Here is a 23,420-nt window from a genome sequence, read left to right on the forward strand (position 1 = left end):
AAATAATAAAGATTATGAAACTGACACTTAAAATATGGCGACAAGAAAACGCCCAAACAAAAGGAAAATTAGTAACCTATAAATTATCAGATTTAAGTTCGGACACCTCTTTTTTAGAAATGTTAGATGTATTGAACGAACAACTTGCTGCAAAAGGAGAACCAACTGTTGAATTTGATCACGATTGTAGAGAAGGTATTTGCGGACAATGTTCGCTTGTTATCAATGGAAAAGCTCACGGACCAGAAGAACACTACACAACTTGCCAAACACACTTGCGTTCTTTTAATGATGGTGATACAATAACAATAGAGCCATTTAGAGCTAATTCATTTCCTGTTATTAGAGATTTAAAAGTAGATAGAAGCTCAATGGATCGCATCATTCAAGCAGGTGGTTATATTTCTTCTTTTACAGGAATGGCGCCTGAAGCAAACTCAATACCTATTCATCATGATATTGCTGAAAGTGCTTTTGATAGCGCTGCTTGTATTGGTTGTGGTGCTTGTATTGCAACGTGTAAAAATTCATCAGCAGCATTATTTGTTTCTGCTAAAATAGGCCACTTAGCTAAATTACCTCAAGGACAAGTTGAGCGCAATGATCGTGCATTATGGATGGTTAACGCCCATGATGATGAAGGTTTTGGTAGTTGTTCTAACACAGGTGCTTGTGCCGTGGTTTGTCCTCAAGAAGTACAATTATTAGATATTACACGTATGAATTTTGAATACAATAGAGCTAAATGTCTAAGTAAATAAGAATACTTAAAATAGAATTCAAAACAAAACAGCCTTCAATTGAAGGCTGTTTTGTTTTGAAGATATAGTAACTCCACTATTTAAATTAATTTTTAAACTTATGAAGTACTAAAAAAGGTGTTTTGAAATAATAGCTTATATCTTTTGATTGAGGTCTGAATAATATTTGCTCAAACAAGTTTAAATTTTTAGCAGCCATAACAATTAAATTAATGCTATTTTTATCTATGAAATTTTCAATAGATAATTCAAAGTTTTCGTTTATTTCTGCATGAAAACTATGTGGCTGATTTACAAAATAATCTTGTAAAGTTTCTTTATTCCAACGTTGTTCTTTGTTTAGTTTGTTGCTTTTTTTAGCCATATAAACAAAGTTTGTAGCTGATTTATGAATACTTAGTAAAGGTGTAATATTTTGCAACAATTTAGCTTCGTTAAAATCTGTATAATCAGTTGGAAAAGCAATTTTATGGATACCATCAAAACGAGCTTCAAATGGCACAACTAATATAGAACACTTTAACTTGGTTATTATATCTTCAGCAATTGGGCTAATATTGTTTTTTCTTCCGTTAGAAGACATTCCATTAGTTCCAATAACAAGTAAATTAATATTTTTCTCTTTTATTTGAATTCTAGCAGCCTCAATAATGTCGGTATTTTCTTTTATTGGGATAAAAGTATGGCTACCCTTTAATGGCTCTTTATTTAGTTTTTCTAATAACGCATCAAACGCATGCTGCTGATTATCAATATTTTTAACATCAATTTTATTTTTCTCATAATTATTCAATCCATTCAATAAGTAAAAGTTGCAACTTTGATTTTCAAAAATTGAAAGTGCATACGTTATTGAATTCCAAGAGTTATTGGAAAAATCAGTTAAAATTAAGATGTTTTTCATTGACATAATTATTCATTGCAAACTTAAACATTGGTGTTTTAAGAATAAATGACATAAGTCAGCGAAAAATTACGGTTTCCTACATAATAGCTTAAATAATGGTTTCCTACATAATAGCTTAAATAATGGTTTCTAATTTTTCAAGGTCAAGAATTTTTATGTTTCTTCCTTCAATTTCAAGAATCCCATTCTTTTTAAAATCGGTAAGTGTTCTAATTAAACTTTCAGTAGCAATACCAGCTACTCCAGCAAGATCTCTACGTGAAATATTAATATTATCAGAGGTTTTATACCCCATTAAATTAGCAAATTTTAAAATGGTTTTAGCAGTTTTTCTTCGCATAGAACCATAAGCCATCTGCAACAACTGTTCTTTTACTTCGGTTAAATTTTCATTTATAAGTTGAAATATTTCTAACGAAAGTTTATGATTACTTTCTAAAACCTCCAATAAAATACTTTTTGAAACTTGCAAAATTTCTGAATCTTCCATTGCTGAAACAGATTCATAATAATGTGAATTATCTATAATTGCAGACAGGCCAATAAAATCGTCTCCTTTATGAATATTGATAATTAATTCTTTCCCAAATTCATCAATTTTAAAACTTTTAACACTTCCTGTATAAACTAAATAAACGGTGTTTGAATACTCGCCTTCTTTATAAACCAATTCGCCTTTTTTATATGTTTTTGAGGCTCCAAAATCACAAAAATAATTTTTTAAATCTTCAATGTTCTCTATTTCACTATAAGGATTTTCTGGTTCAACAACTTTAACTTCTTTTGTTTCTTGTTCTTTTAATAACTCAAATTTTGCTAATCTACTTTCAATAGCGCTTAGCAATAATTCTTCACTAACTGGTTTTGTAAGATAATCATCAGCTCCTAAATCCATTCCTTTTCTAACATCTTTTATTTCAGTTTTTGCTGACATAAATATAAATGGAATTCGTTTGGTGCTTTCATCTTTAGAAAGAATATCTAATAACTCATAACCATCCATCTCTGGCATCATAATGTCGCATAAAATTAAATCGGGAAGCATTATTTTTGCTTGCTCAACACCTCGTTTTCCATTTGCAGCTGTTACCACTTTATAGTTTTCTAATTCTAAAATTTCGGCTGTGGTTTCCCTTAAAACTATGTCGTCTTCAATAATTAGTAATATTTTCATTTTTCTTTAATTAATGGTAATGTTACAATAAAGGTAGTTCCTTCTTCTTTTTGACTTTTAAATTCTATACTTCCTCCTAAACTTTCCAAATGTCCCTTTACAATGTTTAACCCAATTCCTGTTCCTTCATTTGTTAAGGCATTTTCCGCTCTAAAATAACGTTCAAAAATATGTTTTTGATCTTCGTAAGGAATTCCAATACCTTCATCTTTTATTTCAAAAATAAAACCTTTTGAATTTAATTTAATTTTAAAATCTATGGTTGTATTTTCAGGTGAATATTTGATGGCATTATTAAATAAATTTGAGAGTACTAACTCTACTATTTTTTCATCTTGATAAATATCAAGATCATCAATATTTAACGGGTAATTAATACGCTGACCGCTTTTTAACATCATATTTGCATTGTAAACTACCTCATTTACTACTTTACTTAACTTAAAGTTGGTAAGTTTGTATTTTACCCTGCCAGATTCTAGTCTTTCAATTGATAAAAAATCATTTAAAATTCCGTTTAAATAATAAACTTTATTTTTAATGGTTAGTAAATGTTTGTCTCTTTTTGCTTGCATTTCGGTTTTGGTATACTTCCCAATTAAGACAGCAGCATTTAAAACACCACTTAACGGCGTTTTAAACTCATGAGACACTAACGATAAAAATTTAGTTTTTAACTCGTTAAGTTCTTTTTCTTTTTTTAGTGCTTTTTTTAATTTAGATTCTGCTTTAACGCGTTTTTCAATTTCTTTTTTAAGATTTGTAACGGTTTGATTAAGTTCAACTGTTTTGGTTGAAACTTTAACTTCTAATAACTTATTAAGTTCGAAAATTTTGGCTTCCGATTTTTTTCGGTTGGTAATATCAATAATTATAGACATTACATATGTTTTTTTACCAATTTTAAAAGGATTTAACCCTACTTCAACAGGGAATTTATTCCCGTTTTTATGAGCACCAAACAACGCTGTGTTTTCTCCCATTTTTCTTGCTGAAGATTTTTTATAAAATGAGTCATAATGACCATCTTTTTCAGAATGTACACTGTGGTAATTTGGTGGAATTAAGATATTTAAATGCTGAGTAAGTAGTTCTGATTTGGCATAACCAAACATTTGTTCGGCAGCAACATTAGTTGCAACAATTGTTTGACTTTCGTCAACAACTATTACGCCTTCTGAAACTGCTTCAAATAAAACATTAAAAACGAATTCGTTTTCATGAAATAAGTTGGGCAATAGACTATTTTTTAGTTATTAGTAGTTTCGAAATTAGTAAAAATTATATAGATTATCAATCTATTTCAACTTAAAATTGTTTTTAATAGGTTTTAGTCATTGTTGGTGGAACAGCAATAATATAATCAGCCTTTAATTTATTTTCTTTATTAAATTTCTTTATGTTTTCTAGCTCAACCACGCTTACAGTTACAATTTTTATGTTACTGTTATTTCTCTTTAAATACCAATTAATTCCTTCATAATCATCAGAATGATATGAACCATTATAATGAATAAACAGTTTGTCTTTTTCTCTATTTTTAAGTATAAAATAAGCCATTGTTGCATCTTTTACAGCTTGTGCTTTTGGTAAATTATCACCTCCGTGGCCACCCATCATCGCTTTCATTTTTATATAACCTGGCAAAGTAGCATCGTACTTAATTGGCAACGGAGCCAACCATGTTTTTTCTTCAACAGAAAGTGAATCTAAAGCTTCAAAGCCTCCTTTAAAAACTTTACTAGCAAATCTTCGAGGCACATTGGCTGCAATAAATTTTAGCTGATTTTTTTTAGCAAAATCAACCAAAGGCTTATAATCTGTTTTGTGATTTTTCCATAATCTTGCAAGTGTATCTAAACCCTTTTGGTCTATCGTGTCCATCAGATAATTATTTAAAGGTGTTTGATTATCAGCTTCAAACATTTCTGCTCCTAATGTTAATTTTCTTAGTTTATTTAAGTCAACAGTAGTTTCTAACTGTAACCAGTGGATAATAGGGTTATTGTGATGTTCTCCAAATAGGACTACATCAGCTTTACTCATTTTTTTAATCATACTTTTGTAAGATACTTTAGCACCTTTTGCATTGTATAATTTATAAGCTGGTTTATTTTGTGAGAATATTAACGTAGAAAATACCACAAAAAACAGAAATACCTTTATTTTTAGCATAAATAATATTAAATTTTAAAGTTTGAGTTTCAACAAATTTATAATTTTGTTATTAAATTTAATGCTTAATTTAACTTATATTAAATATAATAACTGAAATTTAAATTTTTAACCTATTTTTTTAATTCTTTTTATTGAATAATTTCAATAATTTATAAATAATAACTAATGAAATATAGTCCAATTAGCAACCAACTTTTTATCAAAAACAGAGCGAAATTTACGGCTCAAATGAAATCAAAATCAATTGCAATCTTTAATTCAAACGACGTGTTTACAACTGGTGCAGATAGTACACTCCCATTTGAACAACATAGAGATATTTTTTATTTAAGTGGAGCAGACCAAGAAGAAAGTATTTTGTTGCTTTTTCCTGATGCTATTAATCCAAATCACCGTGAAATTTTATTTTTAACAGAAACCAACAAACACATAGCTATTTGGTATGGTGCCAAATATTCAAAAGAAGAGGCTTCAAACGTATCTGGAATAAAAACTATTTATTGGCTTTCTGAATTTGATAAAGTTTTTTATGATTTAATGACTGAAGCTGAAACTGTTTATTTTAACACCAATGAACATTATCGTCAGTCTGAAGAATTAGAATCTCGTGAAGACAGGTTTATTAAAAAATGCAAATCCACTTTTCCTGCACATAAATGGGAAAAAAGCAATCAAATATTACAACAATTACGTGGCATTAAAGAACCTGAAGAAATAGATTTAATTCAAACCGCTTGTAATATTACCAATAATGGTTTTAGACGAATTTTACCTTTTGTAAAACCTGGTATTATGGAATACGAAATTGAAGCTGAGTTTATGCACGAGTTTTTAAAAAGCCGTTCAGATGGGTTTGCATACACGCCAATTATAGCTTCTGGTTATAGCGCTTGCGTATTACATTATATTGAAAACAACAAAGATTGCAAAGATGGTGACATGCTCTTGCTTGATGTTGGCGCAAAATACGCAAACTATTCAAGTGATATGACACGTACAATTCCTGTGAATGGACGATTTTCTGACCGACAAAAAGCGATATACAACGCAGTTTTAAGAGTGAAAAATGAAGCCACTAAAATGCTATCTCCAGGTGTTTTATGGGCTGAATACCAAAAAGAAGTTGGTAAAATTATGTCTTCTGAATTATTAGATTTAAAACTTATTGATAAAGCTGATGTTAAAAATGAAGACCCAAATTGGCCAGCATATAAAAAATACTTTATGCACGGAACTTCACACCATATGGGATTAGACACACATGATTATGGACAACTTAAATTACCTATGAAAGCTGGAATGGTTTTTACTGTTGAACCTGGAATTTATATTCCTGAAGAAAATATGGGAATTAGAGTTGAAGACGATGTTGTTGTACAAGAAAATGGATTACCTATTAACCTAATGAAAAATATACCTATTGAAGTAGAAGAAATTGAAAGTTTAATGAATTCATAAACTTTAATTAGATTTAAAAAAACTCGAAACTTAGTTTCGAGTTTTTCATAGCAATTTTCCTCTAAATAATTTTTAGCCTTTAGTTTAATTAACCCCTTAAAAAAACAAAATAAATATTATTTTAGAATTAGGTCAAATGTAGTTCGCTTGTCTTAATTAATAAAATTAAGCTACTCTGTATTCATAAATTTAGACAACATTTAAGATTAAGAACATTATTTTTACATTTATAATTAACCCTAAAAAATTAATGAAAAAAAATAAAAACCCTAACTTTAATTTTTTTATAGCTTTAACTTGCTTATTATTAAATATTCAGTGGGCTTATTCTCAACAATCTACTATAAACTACACTCCCGATTCTTTAAAAAACAAAACATACAAAGAATTGTATAATGGTTTTAACTTAAATTATAACGATACTCTAAAAGAAAAAATTTACGTAACAACTTATTTAGTTAAAGCAAAAAAAGAAAAAGACACCATTAATATTGCCAAAGGGTATTCCTTTTTAACTGCTATTACAAAATCTTCAATAGCAATTAAGTATTGTGATAGTATCATAAATTTAACAAAAAACAAAAGCCATATAAAATTTCCTGCATATGGTTATATGGTAAAAGGAATCTTAAACTTTAATTTAGGCAGAGAAAAAATTGCTTTAGAAAATTATTTAATTGCTTTAGAACTGGCTAATAAAAAAAATAACTTAGAACAAATTTTTTACATTAATAATTTAATTGGGCAATTAAAAAACTTATGGGGAAACTTCCATGAAGGATTAAAAATTTTTAAATCACAGCTTAAAATTTATACTAAAAAGAAGAAGAAATTTGAAAATAATCAAATAATGTTTTTTAATACATTATTTCAATTATCAAACTCTTACATTTTAACAAAAAAGCTAGATTCTTCATTCTTATATTCTAAAATAGGGTTGCAAGAAAGCTTAAAACTTAATAACACAGATTATTATTACCTTTTTGTTGCTCAAATAGGTGAAATTGCATACCATAAAAAAAATTATAAAATGGCTTTAGATAGCCTTAAAAAAGCTTTTCCTTTTGAAAGCACTAATAACGGACTTTTAAACAATTACTATTATAGAGGGTTAATTTATCAAAAACAACAAAAAGACACTGAAGCTTTTTACCATTTTAAAAAAGCAGATTCTATTTACAATATAACAAATGATGTTGTTCCAGAAGTTAGAGATATTCAAGAATATTTTGTAAATTATTATAAAAAAAATAAAGACATAACTAATCAATTGCTTTATATAGATAGGCTTTTATATGTTGATAGTATTATAAAAAACAACTATAAAAATTTAAATGAAACGCTTGTTAAAAAATACGATACTCCTTTACTTCTTTCAGAAAAAGAAAAAATTATTACTCATTTAAAAATTGAAGAAAAAAAATCTAGAAAATTAATTTACATTTTAATTATAGGAGGTTTTTTTAGTTGTAGTATTTTTATATGGTATTATTTAAAACAACGCATTTTAAAAGACAGGTTTAAAAAACTTATTTCAAATAGAAAAAAGGAAATAACTATTAAAAACTCAAATAATAAAGGAAAAAATATTTCTAAAACGATAACAAAAGTAATCCTAATTTCATTAAATGAATTTGAAACTAAAAACTTATATTTAGAAAATAACCTAACTTTAAATGAATTATCTAAAAAACTACATACAAATTCAAATTACTTATCTAAAGTAATTAATAGCTCTAAAGGAAAAAACTTCAGCACTTATATTTCTGATTTAAGAATTGATTTTTGTATTGAAAAATTAAAAACCGATATTACTTTTAGAAAGTACACTATAAGTGCTATTGCTTATGAAATGGGCTTTAATAATGTTGAATCTTTTTCAAAATCTTTTCATAAAAAAACTGCAATTTACCCTTCATATTTCATAAAAGAAATTTCAAAAGAACAATAGTTAAAATAGAAAAGCTCACTTTAATAGTGAGCTTTTCGTTTACCAAATAACTAAAATTCATAGAAATTTATGCTGTAGCAAAATCAAAAATGTACGCATTTAAGCATTTAAGCGCTGTTATTTTATCATTTGAACTTACCAATAAAGAAATATTATTATTACTTCCACCATAAGAAATCATACGCACTGAAATATCTTGAAGCACTTGAAACAATCTATGTGTTTCATGATGCCTCACAACTAAGTGACCAACTAAACAAATAATACTTTGCTGATTGTCAACTTCAACTGTAGAAAATTTTTCTAACTCATCAATAATAGCATTTAAGTTTTTGTCATCATCAATAGTCAATGAAACTGCTATTTCTGAAGTGGTAATCATATCTATAGCTGTTTCATATTTTTCAAAAATTTCAAAAACTTTTTTCAAAAAACCATGTGCCAACAGCATTCTAGCTGATTTAATTTTAATGGCTGTAATTCCATCTTTTGCAGCAATGGCTTTAATTCCTTCTCCTTTAAAATCTTTTGAAATTAAGGTTCCGTAAGACTCTGGATCCATCGTGTTTTTTAAACGTACAGGAATATTTGCTTCTCTAGCAGGCATAACTGTTTGTGGATGCAAAATTTTAGCACCAAAATAGGCCAATTCAGCAGCTTCATCAAATGATAAGTTTGAAATTGCATGGGTGTTTTCTACAAATCTAGGGTCGTTATTATGCATTCCATCAATATCTGTCCATATTTGAACTTCTTCAGCCTTTACAACAGCTCCAATAATTGTAGCTGTATAATCGCTTCCTCCTCTTTGCAAATTAGCTATTTCACCAAAAGCATTTAAACAAATAAAACCTTGTGTTATATAAATATCAGCAGGTAAAGCTTGGTCAATTATACGTTGTAAATTTTGTTGAATATAAAAATCATCAGGATCATTAGTTTTATCAATTCGCATAAAATCTAATGCAGGTAATAATCGTGCATTTACACCTTCTTGATGTAGATATTTTGTGAAAAAATAGGTTGATAATAACTCTCCTTGTGATACAATTTTATTGTACAACAATTCTGAATGTTTTTTAGAAGTACACGATTTTAAAAAATCAAAAACTGAATCTATATAATTTGTAACATCTAATTTTATACTAGTCTCTTCAATTAGCTCATCTAAAACTAATTTGTACTTTTCATGTAAGGTTTCAATATTTTGAAATGCCTCATTAACTTGTTTGTTTTTTATAAGTTCAGATATTTGAACTAAAGCATTTGTAGTACCAGACATTGCAGAAAGCACTACAATTTTTTTATTTCCGTCAGTTATAATTTCTTTTACTTTTCTAATATTATTTATAGAACCTACTGATGTTCCACCAAACTTTAAAACTTTCATTTTTCATCATTTAATGGTGTAAATTTAGAATGATTTTCAACTATGTGGGTTTATTTAAAAATTATATACTAATTTTGCACAAACTGTTAACTATTTAACATCATGAAAACTATCGCTACTTGTGTTGAAGAAATATTAGTTTCTCAACCTTTTTTAGAAGACGCATTAACCCGTAATATTTTAAATTACAGCGCATTATCTGAAGAATTAAGAGATCAAATCTCTAACATGTTACGTAAACCTGTAAAATCTGGAGCTATTATGATGGCGCTTCGTAGATACAGTCCACCAAAAGAAATGGCGAACAAAATTAAGTTGAATAAAGTATTGCAAAATTTAGGTGATATTACTGTTCGTTCTAATCTTTCAGATTATACATTTAAAAATTCTAGTAGTTTAATTCACAGTCATTTAAAAATGTTGGAAGTTTTAAAAGAAGACCCTCAAATTTTTTACACCTTTACACGTGGCGTTCACGAAAGTAATGTGTTAATTACTACTGCTTTAAAAGAACAAATTGAAGACAGTTATAGAAACGAAATTTGTACAACAATACAAGACAACTTATCAGCCATTACTATTGGTTTACCTAAAGAGAACACAAAAATTGCTGGTCTATATTACCAATTTTTTAAACGTTTGGCATGGGAAGGAATATCATTATACGAAGTAGTTTCTACAACTAACGAATTTACAATTTTAGTTGAAGATGAAAATGTAGACAAGGCATTTTCAGCAATTAAAAGTCTAAAGAATTAACAACTATATTTCTATTTTGAAGTATGAATTTTCTTCATAAAAACACCAATGTATATTTTACAAGTACTGGAAAAGGAAGTGCTGTAGTTTTATTGCACGGTTTTTTAGAAAACAGTTCTATGTGGAATGCTGTTGCTAGTGTTCTCTCAGAAAAAAATCGAGTAATTTGTATTGATTTATTGGGTCATGGAAAAACTGAAAACCATGGGTACATTCATACAATGGAAGATCAAGCAGAAATGGTAAAAGACGTTTTAAACCATCTTCGTTTAAAAAAACACGTGTTAATTGGACATAGTATGGGTGGTTATATTGCTCTTGCTTTCGCTAAATTATTTTCTCAAAACGTAAAAGGATTGTGTTTAATGAATTCTACAGCTTTACCTGATACTGAAGAGAAGAAAACAAACAGAAATAGAGCCATTAAAGTGGTTAAACAAAATTATAAAACTTTTGTTCGTATTGCAATTCCAATGCTTTTTTCAGAAGAAAATAGAACGATTTTTACTTCAGAAATTAAACAAATTACTAATGAAGCATTACAAATTTCACCGCAAGGAATAATTGCTTCATTAGAAGGAATGAAAATTAGAAAAAATAATACATCAATGTATAAAAATGCTAATTTTCCAATTCAACTAATTATAGGTAAACAAGATCCGGCGCTAGAATATGCTAGTTTAATTAACCAAACTAAAAACACAAAAGTGCAAGTTGTAGAATTTCCTGACGGACATATGAGTCACATTGAAAATAAAGATGAGTTAATTAAAAACCTAACTCCTTTTGTAAAACAATGTTTTAAACACTAATCTTTTTTAGTTAAAGCATTCCAACCTTGAGCAGTTAATTCAATTTGTTGATTTGCTCTAGTTATTAAATTTACACCTTTACTTTTATTAGTAATATGACCAATAACCGTTAAATGTGGATTGCCTTTTATTTTTGGAAAATCTTCTTGTGAAATTGTAAATAATAATTCATAATCTTCACCACCACTTAACGCAACAGTTGTACTATTTAATTCAAACTCTTCACAAGCTGAGATTACTTGAGGGTCTAAAGGTATTTTCTCTTCGTATAAACTACAGCCAACATTAGATTGAGTACAAATATGTAATATTTCAGAAGAAAGTCCATCAGAAATATCAATCATAGCTGTTGGTTTCACCTCTAAATCTTTCAACAATTTTACAATGTCCTTTCTAGATTCAGGCTTTAATTGACGTTCAATTAAATAACTATAATTTGTTAAATCTGGTTGAGAATTTGGGTTTACTTTAAAAACTTGCTTTTCACGTTCTAACACTTGCAATCCTAAATACGAAGCTCCTAAATCACCCGTAACTACCAATAAATCATCTTCTTTAGCTGTATTTCTATAAACAACATTCTCTTTAGTTACTTCACCAATAGCAGTTATGCTAATTAACAAACCCGTTGTTGATGAAGTTGTATCACCACCAATTAAATCAATATCATATCCTTTACAAGCTAAATGAATTCCGTCATATAATTCTTCTATAGCTTCTAACGAAAACCGATTTGAAACAGCTATTGAAACCGTAATTTGAGTTGCATTACCGTTCATGGCATAAACATCAGATAAATTTACCATAACAGCTTTATAACCTAAGTGTTTTAAAGGCATATAACTTAAATCAAAATGCACGCCTTCAACCAACAAATCAGTTGTAACTAAGGTTTTTAGTCCATTCATATCTAGTACGGCTGCATCATCTCCAACTCCTTTTATGGTAGTTTTATGTTGAATTTTAAAATTTTGTGTTAAATGATTTATGAGTCCAAATTCACCTAATTCTGATAAATTGGTACGCGCTTGATTTTTATCTTCTATCATTTTGCAAAGATAAAAGTTTATAAGTAACAACTATAACACTATTAGTTTTATTCATATTAAAAAGGTTTTTAAAACCATAATTTGTGCTTATATTTGCACTTATTTAGAATTAATCTACTTAAGCGATATGATAAAGGTTTCTGAGATAGCGAAAAAGAAAGTATTGGAACTAATGAATGATGATAACTACAACCCAACAACTGATTTTGTGAGAGTTGGCGTTAAAAGTGGCGGCTGTTCTGGGCTTTCTTATGAATTAACATTCGCCAAAGAAAAAAAAGAAGACGATAAACTTTTTGAAGACAATGGCGTAAAAATTATTGTAGACAAAAAAAGCTTCTTGTATTTAGTTGGAACTACTTTAGAATATTCTGGCGGATTGAATGGAACAGGATTTGTTTTTAACAATCCTAATGCACAACGTACTTGCGGTTGTGGAGAGTCATTTTCATTATAAAAAATATAAATGAACAAATTTACTGAAGACGATTTAAAAAAAGAACTCGAAACTAAAGAGTACGAATACGGTTTTTATACTGATATTGAAGCTGATAAATTTCCTGTGGGTTTAAGTGAAGAAGTTGTAATTGCAATTTCTAAAAAGAAAAATGAACCAGATTGGATGACGAAATGGCGTTTAGAAGCTTTTAAAGTTTGGTCTGAAATGAAAGAACCAGACTGGGCAAATGTAAACTATGAAAAACCAAAATTTCAAGATATTAGTTATTACTCTGCTCCTGTTCAAAAGAAAAAATTAGATAGTTTGGATGAAGTAGATCCTGAGCTTTTAAAAACTTTTGAAAAATTAGGAATTTCAATTGATGAGCAAAAACGTTTATCAAATGTAGCTGTAGATATTGTTATAGATTCAGTTTCAGTTGCAACTACTTTCAAAAAAACATTGAACGAACGAGGTATTATTTTCATGCCAATTTCTGAGGCAATACAAGAACATCCTGAGTTGGTAAAAAAATATTTAGGAACCATCGTTCCAACAACCGATAATTTTTATGCAGCATTAAATTCAGCAGTTTTTTCTGACGGATCTTTCTGTTACATTCCAAAAGGTGTTACTTGCCCAATGGAATTATCAACCTACTTTAGAATTAATGAAGGTGGAACTGGACAATTTGAACGTACTTTAGTAATTGCCGATAAAGGAAGTTATGTGAGTTACTTAGAAGGTTGTACCGCACCAGCACGTGATGAAAATCAATTACACGCTGCTGTTGTTGAATTAATTGCTTTAGATGATGCTGAAATAAAATATTCAACAGTTCAAAATTGGTTTCCAGGGAATAAAGAAGGTAAAGGTGGTATTTACAATTTTGTTACTAAACGTGGTTTATGTGAAAAAAACGCTAAAATTTCTTGGACACAAGTTGAAACTGGAAGTGCTGTGACTTGGAAATATCCAAGTTGTATTTTGAAAGGTGATAATTCGGTTGGTGAATTTTACTCAATCGCTGTTACAAACAACTTTCAACAAGCCGATACTGGTACTAAAATGATTCATTTAGGAAATAATACAAGAAGTACTATTATTTCTAAAGGTGTTTCCGCCGGGAAATCTCAAAACTCATATAGAGGTTTGGTACAAATTAGTCCAAGAGCAAAAAATGCACGAAATTTTTCACAATGTGATTCCTTATTAATGGGAGATCAATGTGGTGCTCACACGTTTCCATATATAGAATGTAAAAATAACTCAGCTCAAATAGAGCACGAAGCAACTACAAGTAAAATTGGTGAAGACCAATTATTTTATTGTAACCAACGAGGTATAGATACTGAAAAAGCCATTGCATTAATTGTAAATGGTTTTAGTAAAGAAGTATTAAATAAATTACCAATGGAGTTTGCTGTTGAAGCACAAAAATTATTAGAAATTAGTTTAGAAGGATCTGTAGGATAAAAAATAAAAACATGTTAGAAATAAAAAATTTACATGCAGGAATTGACGATAAAAATATCTTAAACGGTATTAACCTATCTATTAATGCAGGAGAAGTTCACGCAATCATGGGTCCAAACGGATCGGGAAAAAGTACACTATCCTCAGTAATTGCTGGAAATGAAACATATGAAGTAACCGAAGGTGATGTACTGTTAGATAATAAAAGTTTATTGGAATTAGCTCCTGAAGAAAGAGCTCATAAAGGTATCTTTTTATCTTTTCAATACCCTGTTGAAATACCTGGTGTAACAACAACAAATTTTATTAAAACTGCAATTAATGAAAAAAGAAAAGCAAACGGTTTAGAAGATCTTCCAGCGAAAGATATGCTGAAATTAATTCGTGAAAAATCTGAGCTTTTAGAAATGGATAGAAAGTTTTTATCACGTTCATTAAATGAAGGCTTTTCTGGTGGAGAAAAAAAACGTAATGAAATTTTTCAAATGGCAATGCTTGAACCAAAATTAGCCATTTTAGATGAGACTGATTCTGGTTTAGATATTGATGCTTTAAAAGTTGTTGCCAATGGTGTAAATAAACTTAGAAGTAAGGATAATGCAGTTGTTGTTATTACACATTATCAACGCTTATTAGATTATATTGTTCCAGATTTTGTGCATGTTTTACACAATGGAAAGATAGTTAAATCTGGCGGTAAAGAACTAGCTTTAGAATTAGAGAAAAAGGGTTACGACTGGCTTAAATAAATAATACTTAATGGAGTAAGCAGTTGCAGTAAACAACTGAAAACTGATACTGAATACTATATAAAATGGATTTAAAAGAAAAATTAGTTTCTTCATTTTTAGCGTTTGAAAACAAAGGCGGTTTAGACCTAGATTCAAATGTACACGATATTAGGTTAAAGGCTATTCAAAATTTTGAAGATGAAGGTTTCCCTTCAAAAAAAGATGAAGAATGGAGATACACAAATCTAAAACCGTTATTAAAACACGATTTTAGTCTTTTCCCAATAACAAATGATGCTGTTGGGTTTAAAAATATAAAAGACTATTTAATTAATGAAATTGAATCGTACACTTTAATTTTTATTGATGGTGTATTTAGTTCTTTTTTATCTGATACAACTCATGATGAATGTGATGTTTGTGTAATATCTTCGGCTTTAACAAGGCCAAAATATAAAATGGTGATTGATAATTATTTCAATACCATTGCAAAAGAAAACAATAGTTTGTCTGATTTAAACACTGCTTTTACCAAAGAAGGCGCGTTTATTAATATTCCAAAAAATACTATTGTTCCAAAACCAATTCAAATACTAAATTTTTCTACTGGAAGTGAAAAAGAGGTTATGCTTCAACCTAGAAACTTGGTAGTAGTAGGTGAAAATTCACATGTGCAAATTATTGAACGTCATCAAAATTTATCAAAAAATACAACACTTACTAATTCTGTAACTGAGATTTTTGTTCATAAAAGAGCTATTGTTGATTATTATAAAATTCAAAATGACACAGAGAATTCTTCACTAATAGATAGTACTTTTGTTTCTCAAAAAATGCAAAGCGTTGCTTCAGTTCACACGTATTCTTTTGGTGGAAAAATGACAAGAAACAATCTTGAATTTTACCAAGAAGGAGAACATATCACTTCTAATTTAAATGGGATTTCAATTTTAAACAACAAACAACACGTAGATAATCACACCTTAGTAAATCATAAATTTCCAAATTGTGAAAGTCATGAGTTATACAAAGGTATTTATGCTGATAAATCTACGGGTGTTTTTAATGGTAAAGTAATTGTACAACAAGCAGCTCAGAAAACAAATGCTTTTCAACAAAACAACAATATTTTAATTGATAATGGAGCAACTATTAACGCAAAACCGCAGTTAGAAATTTTTGCTGATGATGTTAAATGTTCTCACGGTTGTACTATTGGCCAACTAGATGAGGATGCATTATTTTATATGCAGTCTAGAGGTATTCCTAAAAATGAAGCAATAGCATTATTACTTTATGCTTTTGGAAATGATGTGGTTGAAAAAATAAAAATTCCTCAATTAAAATCTAGAATTAGCAAATTAATTGCCGAAAATTTAGGTGTTAACTTAGGATTTGAATTATAAGTTATTACCTTTTATAAATCAACAAAGCCAATGTTAACATCGGCTTTGTTGATTTATACTTTTGAGTAAAGCTACTATTTAAAGTATTTAATTTAAAATAACAAACTCAGTTCTTCTATTTAATTGGTGTTGTTCTTCAGAACATTTTACACCATTTGAACATTTATTTTTCAGTTTAGTTTCTCCAAAACCTACCCCTTTAATTCTATCAGGATTAATTCCTTTATTAACAATCCAGTTAACAGAAAAAACAGCTCTTTTATTAGATAATTCAATATTATAATCATCTTCAGCTCTAGAATCTGTATGAGATCTTACTTCAATAGTTAATTTAGGGTATCTATTTAAAATAGTAACTACTTTATCTAATTCGGTAGCAGCATCATGTCTAATATAATAACTATCTCTATCAAAATAAATTGGGTCTGTATCAATAATTACTTCTTTCCCATTACTCTTAAAATCTGTTGAGTATTTACCAATAACATCAATACATTCAACATATAATGGGGTTGAAATAGGATAATCATCATTTAAATCAAAATCTTTAAAATAACCATCATTCCCGTAATTATCAAATTCAACAACATTTACATCTTTAAACTCAAACATAACTCTACTTGTAGCTCCTTCTTCTTCATTAACAGAACCACTTGCATTTAAATCGGGTGGTTGATTGTCAATTATTAAATTTGTTCTATCTGAAGTTCCTACAAATCTAACACCTGCCGTACATTTTGTTGCCAAAGATTCATTCATAGGTCCATCAATATCATTAATTATAAACCTAAATTTATTCAATAAAATTGGTGTTCTTTTATCTGCTTGCAAAAAGGAAAATCTAATTCTACTTTTATTACCAGGCATTCCTTTAACTTTAGACATTGAAGTATACCTAATATTATCTCCACTTCTTGAAAAAAAACCAGTTTGTGGACCTCCAATTTTTTGAGCTTTTATATAAGCAAGTGAGGGTATATCTTGAGATTTTACTTTAAATATTGTAAAGCTTTGCTCATTACCTGTATAAACACCTGTAACTGTTACTAAAGCATAATCTTGCGCAATTACAGTCTTGTTAAATGATAAAAAGCAAATTGTTAAAATAAGTAATTTAAAAAAAGATTTGTGACTAAACCGGGGTTTTCTATTCGAATAATTTTGTTCCATATTCTTTATATTGAGGTTATAAGATAACTAAAGGGTTTTATAAATACCTAAACCATTGTTAAATATCTAAACGTTAATCTTATACATAACAAATATAATAATAATTTTAGCTTTACGATAGTCAAAATAAAAAAAAAGACTATTTTGTTTTAAATCACTAATGTTATTAACAACAAAAAGCCGCTAAAAGCGACTTTTTGTTGTTAATTTATTGATGTATGATTGTTGTTATTTCACCACCCCCGGGTTTACAATAATAAACTCTGTTCGTCTGTTTAACTGATGTTCCTCATCGGTACACTTAACGCCATTTGAACAACGATTTACCAATTCTGTCTCTCCATATCCACCGCCAAAAATCCTATTCTTATCTATCCCTTTTTTTACAATCCAACCTGTTGTTGAAATAGCTCTGCGGTTTGATAATGCCCAGTTGTAACTATCTGGCGCTCTACTATCTGTATGCGAACCTATTTGAACTACTAATCCTGGGTATTTAATCATAATCTCTACCACTCGCCCTAACTCTATTGCGGCATCATCTCTGATCTCTGATTTGTCTAAATCAAAATATATCGGATTGATATTGATCATTAAATGTCCTCGTACGGTGATAAAATCTGCTTGCTCTAAATGCAACGATACATCTAACTTTAAATCATCTTTATCTGTTGTTACAACGCCTTTAAAATCTTCCTTGTAATTCTCCTTGGTCCCTACTACTTTATAAGTAGCTTCACAAGCTACTCTAAAACTAAAAATAGCGTCGGTGCCAACAATACTACTTTCCACTTTTTCTTCTCCTTTGTATAAACTAACTAAAGTTCCTGGTAACAATGCGCCACTATTCTTATCTCTTGCAACTCCGGCTATTACTTGTGTACAAGCAAAACTTACAGGTGCTAATTCTTCAAAAGAATAAATATCATCATCGCCCTTTCCTCCTGGTCTATTTGATGAAAAATAACCCGTTTTACTTCCTTGCTTTTTTACAAAACTAAAATCGTCTCTATTACTATTTATTGGGAACCCTAAATTTTGTGGCTCGTGATAGCTGTTGTTTTTTCCTAACTTGGTAGCATATACATCTAATCCTCCTTTGGTATCTGCAAATCCATTTGAGGCATAATACAATATATTATTTTGGTCGATAAATGGAAACATCTCTGATTTAGAAGTGTTTACTGAAGCTCCTAAATTTTGTGGTTCTCCAAAGGTTCCGTCTGATTTTATCTCTACAACATAAATATCTGTGACTCCATAACCTCCTGGCATATCTGATACAAAGTATAATTTGTCTTCTGCAGCATTTAATACCGGATGACCTGTTTGGTAATTATCACTATTAAAGGGCATAGGCTCTATACTAGTCCACTCTCCATCTTCTCCTACTTGTGCTTTATATAGCTGATTTAAAATCATTCCCGTAGTGTCTTTCTTTACTCTTTTGTTTACATAGTTATCTCTTGTAAAATAAACGGTGTTTAAATCTTTGGTAAACGTTACGTTAGATTCGTGGAATTTTGTATTCAATACTTTTGAAAAACGTTTCACGCCTGTAATATCGCCCGTTTCTCCTATAGATCCCTTATACAATTCCAAAAATGGCTGATTGTTGATAAGCCATACGCGTTTTCGTATCGATTTGTCTTTTCTTGAGGATGCAAATACTGCCGTGTTTTCTCCATAATAACTAACTCCAAAATCTTGGTACTTCGTGTTAGAAGAAACATTTTTTATCTTATAACTTGCCTCTTGCGCTAGTATTGAAACACTAAATAATAGTAGTATTAAAGTAATTTTTTTCATTTCTCTTGCCTTTTTATATTAAAAGAATCTTGGACTCTTTACATTTCTTCTATTAAAATCAAACAGTAATAATACCTCGTGTGATCCTGAATTAAATTCTCCATAACCAGATACCGTATGGTCATAAGCATATCCAATTCTAAAATCTTCGTTCACATTAAATCCTAACATACCACTTATTGAATCATCAAAACGGTACGATAAACCAAATTCAAAACGATCTTCTACTAGTAAATTAGTGGAGATATCAACAGATATAGGTGCTCCTGAGGTAGCCTTTATCATTGTTGAGGGTTTTAATTTTAAATTGTCATTAATATCAAACACATAACCTGATGTTAAAAAATAATGCATTTTCTCCTTTGCTGAACTTGATTGTCCTCCATCATTCTCTAAATGGCGTGTTTCTAAAAAATTAGGCGCTGATAATCCCACATAAAATTTATTGGTGTAATAATAAAGTCCGGCTCCAAAATTTGGAGAGGTTTGATGAATCGGCACGTTTAAATCATCTGGATCAACTACTATTCGTTCGCGTACATCTAAAAATGTAACCCCTCCTTTTAATCCAAAGGCTAATCGCCCTTCTTCAGAGGTGTTAATGGTATATGAAAAATCTACATACACATTGTCTTCCTTTACAGGTCCTATCTCATCATGGATTACAGAAAATCCTAACCCTACCTGATTTCCTATAGGTGAGTGTATAGACATTGTTACCGTTTGTGGTGCTCCATCTACTCCTACCCATTGAGATCTTCCTAACAACCCGATACTTGTAATCCCTTTGGATCCTGCATAGGCCGGGTTTAAAACATTCATATTGTACATATACTGGGTGTACTGAGTGTCTTGCTGACCGAAAACGAATACCGTGGACAGTAAAGCGAAAACGCCTAAAAGTAATTTTATTTTTTTCATAAACTTTGCTTAAAAAATTTAATTGGAGGGAGCTGTTTTTTTCTCCCTCCTAAATAGTATTCTTATTTTTTATCTTCTTAAATAAACCCAACCTGTTTGTGGTTTACGCTCATCATTGTTAAAGTAAATGGTGTAGAAATACGTTCCTACTGGTAACTCTAAACTGTTTAAATTCCATCTCCCATCTGAGAATCCATTCCACCAAGTTGGTACTGTACCTGGATCTCCATTGTGTTTGTACTCATACACTATATTACCATACCTGTTCACAATTTCCATACTGAAGTTTGGATACAACACTTCTAAAAATTCTATCTCAAAAGTATCATTCGTACCATCACCATCTGGTGAAAATCCTTCTGGTACCGTTAATAAGATTATTGGTGCCGTAGTTCCCTGATCCTGATCATCTTCATAAATGTCATTATTACCCGGTGTAGAGTCTAAATCTAACTCCGTAGCCGATGTTACTTCTGCTACATTGGCCCAATCTCCTATTGGTAATACATAAGCCGTTACTGTTAATGTTTCTGAAGTCTCACTTACTATAGTACCTACAGTCCATAATCCTGAAACTTCATTGTACGTTCCTGTAGTTGCTGATGAACTTACAAAAGTATAACCCGATGGTAGTAAATCTGTTACTTCAACGCCCGTAGCATCACTTGGTCCATTGTTAGTTACAACAATAGTAAAGTCAACATTAGTCTCTGCATAAGGCTCTAAAATATCAACGTCTTTTGTTAACTCTAAATCAATCACTGCTATTGGATCTGTTGATGCACAATCTTCATTGTTTGATAAATCTAGATCTATTTGTCGTAAACTTTCAATTTTTGTGCAATTCTCATACACACCTGTTGTGTTTACATCTACATCAATTAACAAGACTTCTGTCTCTCCATTTAAAATAGTACCAACAGTCCATAAACCACTTACTTCACTGTAAGTTCCTATTGTTGAACTGTAATTTACAAAACTATAACCTGTTGGTAAATAATCAGAAACTAAAACCTCTGTCGCATCTACTAGTCCATTATTGGTAATTCGTATCTCAAAGGTTACTTCTGTATCTACCATTGGATTTACATTATTAGCTACTACCGTTTTGGTAATACTTAACTCTGCATTATTATTTGGTAAGGTTACTGCACAATCATAATCATCTTCTCCATCATCTCCACTATTTGGTGTGGAATCTATATCATCTTCATTGGCTGCAGTGATTTCTGCACAATTTAAATAGTCACCACTTTCTAATACAGTAACATCTACTAATAATACTGCTGTGTTTCCAGTTTCTATAAAACCTAAATTCCATAACCCTGTTGATGGATCATAAGTCCCTATTGTTGAACTATAATTCACAAAACTATACCCTGATGGTAAAAGCTCTGTTACTTCAACACCTGTGGCTGTTGTTGGTCCCTCATTAGCCACTCTTATTTCAAATGTAATTACATCTCCTACTAATGGGGAGGTAATATCTCCTACTATTGTTTTTGTTAAACTTAAATCTATAATAGCTACTGGTACAATATCCACACTACCTGAATTATTAGTCATATCTACATCTGCCTGATCTGCTAATACATCTGTCGTAGTATTTGTTATTGTTAATCCAACTGTACCTGGATCTACCGTAGCATTAATTAACAAGGTAGCTGTTGCTCCTTCTACTAAATTACCTATATCCCATAATCCTGAACCGGTGTTATAAGTACCAAAGACTGTTGAATGACTCACATAAGTTACTCCTACTGGTAAATTATCTGTTAAATAAACGCCCGTAGCATCACTTCCGCCTGGTGTATTTGTTACTGTAATAGTATACGTAATTAAATTTCCTTCATTTGGCGTAGCATCACTTACTGTTTTGGTGGTAATCAAATCTACACTTGTAACTGTAATTGTTGCCGTTGGATCATCTAATGTATGGTTAGAATCATCCTGATCTTGCGTATTAATTACTGTGTTTACCAATACTTGACCTCGCGTTCCTGTTCCTACAACTGCCTCTATAGTAATTGACTCTGTTGCTCCTGATGCTAAAGTACCTATATCCCAATTTGGTGAGGTCCAAGTACCAATACTTGGTGTCACTGTTCCATAAGTTAAGCCTCCTGGAAGATTGTCTGTTATCACTAAACTTGTGATTGCCGCTAATCCATTGTTGGTTACCGTTACCGTATAAGTTACTGTATCTCCTTCATTTGGAGTGGCATTATCTACTGTTTTTGTCAATACAATATCAGCTTCATTTATCACATCTATTGTTGCTTCTAATACATCTCCCACCATTGTTGGATCTGTTTGATCTCCCTGGGCTGCTGTGGTGTAATTTGTAATACTTGTTCCTCCTGTTTCAGGATTAACCGTAGCGTTTATTGTTAAAGTAACTGTTGTTCCATTAGCAATACTACCAATAGTCCAAATTCCTGAACCACTATTAAAAATTCCGCTTGCTGTAGAATGACTTGCATAGCTTACACCAACTGGTAAATTATCTGTTAAACTAACAGTTGTTGCATCATTTAAACCGTTATTAGTTACCGTTAATGTATACGCTATTAAATCACCTTCATTTGGTGTTAAATCATCTACCGTTTTTACCGTTACCAAATCTGAGCTTGTTACCGTAATTGTTGCCGTTGGATCATCTGGTGAAGTATTCGTATCCGTTTGATCTTGCGTATTGCTAATCGTATTGGTTAACACTTGTCCGCTTGTACCTACTCCTACCAAAGCTTCTATAGTGATAGTTTCTGTTGCTCCAACTGCTAAACTGCCAACTGACCAAACTCCAACTCCCGTGATAGATCCTGAACTTGGTATCATTAAACCATAACTTAATCCTACCGGTAAAACATCTGTAACTACTAAATTAGTCGCTAATGCTGATCCTTTATTAGTCACTGTAATTGTGTATGTTACAATATCACCCTCATTTGGTGTCGAATTATCTACCGTTTTTGTTAATACAATATCTGAAGTGTTATTCACCGTAATGGCTTCCTCTAAATCATCGC

At 30.3% G+C, this 23,420-nt stretch carries 19 protein-coding genes; 9 read left to right on the plus strand and 10 right to left on the minus strand.

The features are described 5' to 3' along the window. Positions 1–14: 14 nt before the first annotated feature. On the plus strand, positions 15–761 hold the full coding sequence (locus GQ540_RS08780) for a succinate dehydrogenase/fumarate reductase iron-sulfur subunit (RefSeq protein WP_291800173.1): 747 nt from the start codon (positions 15–17) through the stop codon (positions 759–761). An 85-nt stretch (positions 762–846) separates the two neighbouring features. Here GQ540_RS08780 and GQ540_RS08785 read toward each other — a convergent pair whose 3' ends face one another. The 4 genes from GQ540_RS08785 to GQ540_RS08800 all read right to left on the minus strand — a co-directional run bounded on the left by GQ540_RS08785 (position 847) and on the right by GQ540_RS08800 (position 5,017). Then, the gene (locus tag GQ540_RS08785) at positions 847–1,665 is read right to left on the minus strand and encodes a universal stress protein (RefSeq protein ID WP_291800138.1); all 819 of its coding nucleotides are present in this window, start codon (positions 1,663–1,665) and stop codon (positions 847–849) included. A 118-nt stretch (positions 1,666–1,783) separates the two neighbouring features. Next, complete coding sequence (locus GQ540_RS08790) at positions 1,784–2,842, minus strand: response regulator (protein ID WP_291800141.1); 1,059 nt, start codon at positions 2,840–2,842, stop codon at positions 1,784–1,786. Then, complete coding sequence (locus GQ540_RS08795; protein ID WP_291800143.1) at positions 2,839–4,080, minus strand: PAS domain-containing sensor histidine kinase; 1,242 nt, start codon at positions 4,078–4,080, stop codon at positions 2,839–2,841. The genes GQ540_RS08790 and GQ540_RS08795 overlap by 4 nt, the downstream gene beginning before the upstream one ends. 82 nt (positions 4,081–4,162) lie before the next feature. After that, positions 4,163–5,017 carry a ChaN family lipoprotein gene (locus GQ540_RS08800; protein ID WP_291800145.1) on the minus strand — a complete coding sequence of 285 codons (855 nt, stop codon included), beginning with the start codon at positions 5,015–5,017 and terminating at the stop codon, positions 4,163–4,165. Between the two features lie 168 nt (positions 5,018–5,185). Between GQ540_RS08800 and GQ540_RS08805 the strand changes: the two genes are divergently transcribed. Together GQ540_RS08805 and GQ540_RS08810 are read left to right on the plus strand one after the other, a co-directional pair. Then, positions 5,186–6,478, plus strand: a complete 1,293-nt coding sequence (locus GQ540_RS08805; RefSeq protein WP_291800147.1) for an aminopeptidase P family protein — start codon at positions 5,186–5,188, stop codon at positions 6,476–6,478. Positions 6,479–6,728: 250 nt separating this feature from the next. Next, positions 6,729–8,429, plus strand: a complete 1,701-nt coding sequence (locus GQ540_RS08810) for a helix-turn-helix domain-containing protein (protein ID WP_291800148.1) — start codon at positions 6,729–6,731, stop codon at positions 8,427–8,429. A 67-nt stretch (positions 8,430–8,496) separates the two neighbouring features. Here the strand turns inward: GQ540_RS08810 and GQ540_RS08815 are convergent, their stop codons facing one another. Beyond that, positions 8,497–9,819 carry an aspartate kinase gene (locus tag GQ540_RS08815; RefSeq protein ID WP_291800150.1) on the minus strand — a complete coding sequence of 441 codons (1,323 nt, stop codon included), beginning with the start codon at positions 9,817–9,819 and terminating at the stop codon, positions 8,497–8,499. A gap of 102 nt (positions 9,820–9,921) precedes the next feature. On the opposite strand from GQ540_RS08815, the gene GQ540_RS08820 reads away from it, so the two are divergent. Both GQ540_RS08820 and GQ540_RS08825 read left to right on the plus strand, forming a co-directional pair. After that, positions 9,922–10,578 (plus strand): hypothetical protein, encoded by a 657-nt coding sequence (locus GQ540_RS08820; RefSeq protein WP_291800153.1) that lies wholly within the window; start codon positions 9,922–9,924, stop codon positions 10,576–10,578. Between the two features lie 23 nt (positions 10,579–10,601). Then, the gene (locus GQ540_RS08825) at positions 10,602–11,390 is read left to right on the plus strand and encodes an alpha/beta fold hydrolase (RefSeq protein WP_291800155.1); all 789 of its coding nucleotides are present in this window, start codon (positions 10,602–10,604) and stop codon (positions 11,388–11,390) included. Here the strand turns inward: GQ540_RS08825 and thiL are convergent. Next, the gene (gene thiL, locus GQ540_RS08830; RefSeq protein WP_291800157.1) at positions 11,387–12,439 is read right to left on the minus strand and encodes a thiamine-phosphate kinase; all 1,053 of its coding nucleotides are present in this window, start codon (positions 12,437–12,439) and stop codon (positions 11,387–11,389) included. The two genes, GQ540_RS08825 and thiL, sit on opposite strands and share 4 nt — an antisense overlap. 127 nt (positions 12,440–12,566) lie before the next feature. On the opposite strand from thiL, the gene GQ540_RS08835 reads away from it, so the two are divergent. The 4 genes from GQ540_RS08835 (at position 12,567) to sufD (ending at position 16,491) form a co-directional block, all read left to right on the plus strand. After that, entirely contained in the window at positions 12,567–12,896 is a 330-nt protein-coding gene (locus tag GQ540_RS08835; RefSeq protein WP_291800159.1) for an iron-sulfur cluster assembly accessory protein, read from the plus strand. 9 nt (positions 12,897–12,905) lie between these two features. Then, positions 12,906–14,354, plus strand: coding sequence for a Fe-S cluster assembly protein SufB (sufB, locus tag GQ540_RS08840; RefSeq protein WP_291800161.1), 1,449 nt, complete (start codon positions 12,906–12,908; stop codon positions 14,352–14,354). A gap of 11 nt (positions 14,355–14,365) precedes the next feature. Beyond that, a complete protein-coding gene (gene sufC / locus GQ540_RS08845) occupies positions 14,366–15,103 on the plus strand; it encodes a Fe-S cluster assembly ATPase SufC (RefSeq protein WP_291800162.1) in 738 nt (245 codons plus the stop codon). 65 nt (positions 15,104–15,168) lie between these two features. Continuing rightward, a complete protein-coding gene (sufD, locus tag GQ540_RS08850; protein WP_291800164.1) occupies positions 15,169–16,491 on the plus strand; it encodes a Fe-S cluster assembly protein SufD in 1,323 nt (440 codons plus the stop codon). An 87-nt stretch (positions 16,492–16,578) separates the two neighbouring features. Here sufD and GQ540_RS08855 read toward each other — a convergent pair whose 3' ends face one another. The 4 genes from GQ540_RS08855 to GQ540_RS08870 all read right to left on the minus strand — a co-directional run. Further along, positions 16,579–17,661 carry an OmpA family protein gene (locus GQ540_RS08855; protein ID WP_291800166.1) on the minus strand — a complete coding sequence of 361 codons (1,083 nt, stop codon included), beginning with the start codon at positions 17,659–17,661 and terminating at the stop codon, positions 16,579–16,581. A gap of 228 nt (positions 17,662–17,889) precedes the next feature. Continuing rightward, the gene (locus GQ540_RS08860) at positions 17,890–19,470 is read right to left on the minus strand and encodes an OmpA family protein (RefSeq protein ID WP_291800167.1); all 1,581 of its coding nucleotides are present in this window, start codon (positions 19,468–19,470) and stop codon (positions 17,890–17,892) included. Positions 19,471–19,488: 18 nt separating this feature from the next. Further along, positions 19,489–20,391 carry a type IX secretion system membrane protein PorP/SprF gene (locus GQ540_RS08865; protein WP_291800169.1) on the minus strand — a complete coding sequence of 301 codons (903 nt, stop codon included), beginning with the start codon at positions 20,389–20,391 and terminating at the stop codon, positions 19,489–19,491. 69 nt (positions 20,392–20,460) lie between these two features. Then, positions 20,461–23,420: gliding motility-associated C-terminal domain-containing protein (locus GQ540_RS08870; protein WP_291800171.1), on the minus strand; the 2,960-nt coding region annotated here is incomplete at its 5' end.

Origin of the sequence: Lutibacter sp., from assembly GCF_013139515.1 — a bacterium.
Classification (GTDB): Bacteria; Bacteroidota; Bacteroidia; order Flavobacteriales; family Flavobacteriaceae; genus Lutibacter.

Excerpts from the sequence above, each read along its gene's own strand:
- GQ540_RS08805 (WP_291800147.1), top strand. The coding sequence starts at position 5,186 with ATGAAATATAGTCCAATTAGCAACCAACTTTTTATCAAAAACAGAGCG.
- GQ540_RS08780 (WP_291800173.1), top strand. The coding sequence starts at position 15 with ATGAAACTGACACTTAAAATATGGCGACAAGAAAACGCCCAAACAAAA.
- GQ540_RS08825 (WP_291800155.1), top strand. The coding sequence starts at position 10,602 with ATGAATTTTCTTCATAAAAACACCAATGTATATTTTACAAGTACTGGA.
- GQ540_RS08820 (WP_291800153.1), top strand. The coding sequence starts at position 9,922 with ATGAAAACTATCGCTACTTGTGTTGAAGAAATATTAGTTTCTCAACCT.
- sufC (WP_291800162.1), top strand. The coding sequence starts at position 14,366 with ATGTTAGAAATAAAAAATTTACATGCAGGAATTGACGATAAAAATATC.
- GQ540_RS08815 (WP_291800150.1), bottom strand. The coding sequence starts at position 9,819 with ATGAAAGTTTTAAAGTTTGGTGGAACATCAGTAGGTTCTATAAATAAT.
- sufB (WP_291800161.1), top strand. The coding sequence starts at position 12,906 with ATGAACAAATTTACTGAAGACGATTTAAAAAAAGAACTCGAAACTAAA.
- GQ540_RS08785 (WP_291800138.1), bottom strand. The coding sequence starts at position 1,665 with ATGAAAAACATCTTAATTTTAACTGATTTTTCCAATAACTCTTGGAAT.
- thiL (WP_291800157.1), bottom strand. The coding sequence starts at position 12,439 with ATGATAGAAGATAAAAATCAAGCGCGTACCAATTTATCAGAATTAGGT.
- sufD (WP_291800164.1), top strand. The coding sequence starts at position 15,169 with ATGGATTTAAAAGAAAAATTAGTTTCTTCATTTTTAGCGTTTGAAAAC.
- GQ540_RS08865 (WP_291800169.1), bottom strand. The coding sequence starts at position 20,391 with ATGAAAAAAATAAAATTACTTTTAGGCGTTTTCGCTTTACTGTCCACG.
- GQ540_RS08855 (WP_291800166.1), bottom strand. The coding sequence starts at position 17,661 with ATGGAACAAAATTATTCGAATAGAAAACCCCGGTTTAGTCACAAATCT.
- GQ540_RS08860 (WP_291800167.1), bottom strand. The coding sequence starts at position 19,470 with ATGAAAAAAATTACTTTAATACTACTATTATTTAGTGTTTCAATACTA.
- GQ540_RS08835 (WP_291800159.1), top strand. The coding sequence starts at position 12,567 with ATGATAAAGGTTTCTGAGATAGCGAAAAAGAAAGTATTGGAACTAATG.
- GQ540_RS08810 (WP_291800148.1), top strand. The coding sequence starts at position 6,729 with ATGAAAAAAAATAAAAACCCTAACTTTAATTTTTTTATAGCTTTAACT.
- GQ540_RS08800 (WP_291800145.1), bottom strand. The coding sequence starts at position 5,017 with ATGCTAAAAATAAAGGTATTTCTGTTTTTTGTGGTATTTTCTACGTTA.
- GQ540_RS08790 (WP_291800141.1), bottom strand. The coding sequence starts at position 2,842 with ATGAAAATATTACTAATTATTGAAGACGACATAGTTTTAAGGGAAACC.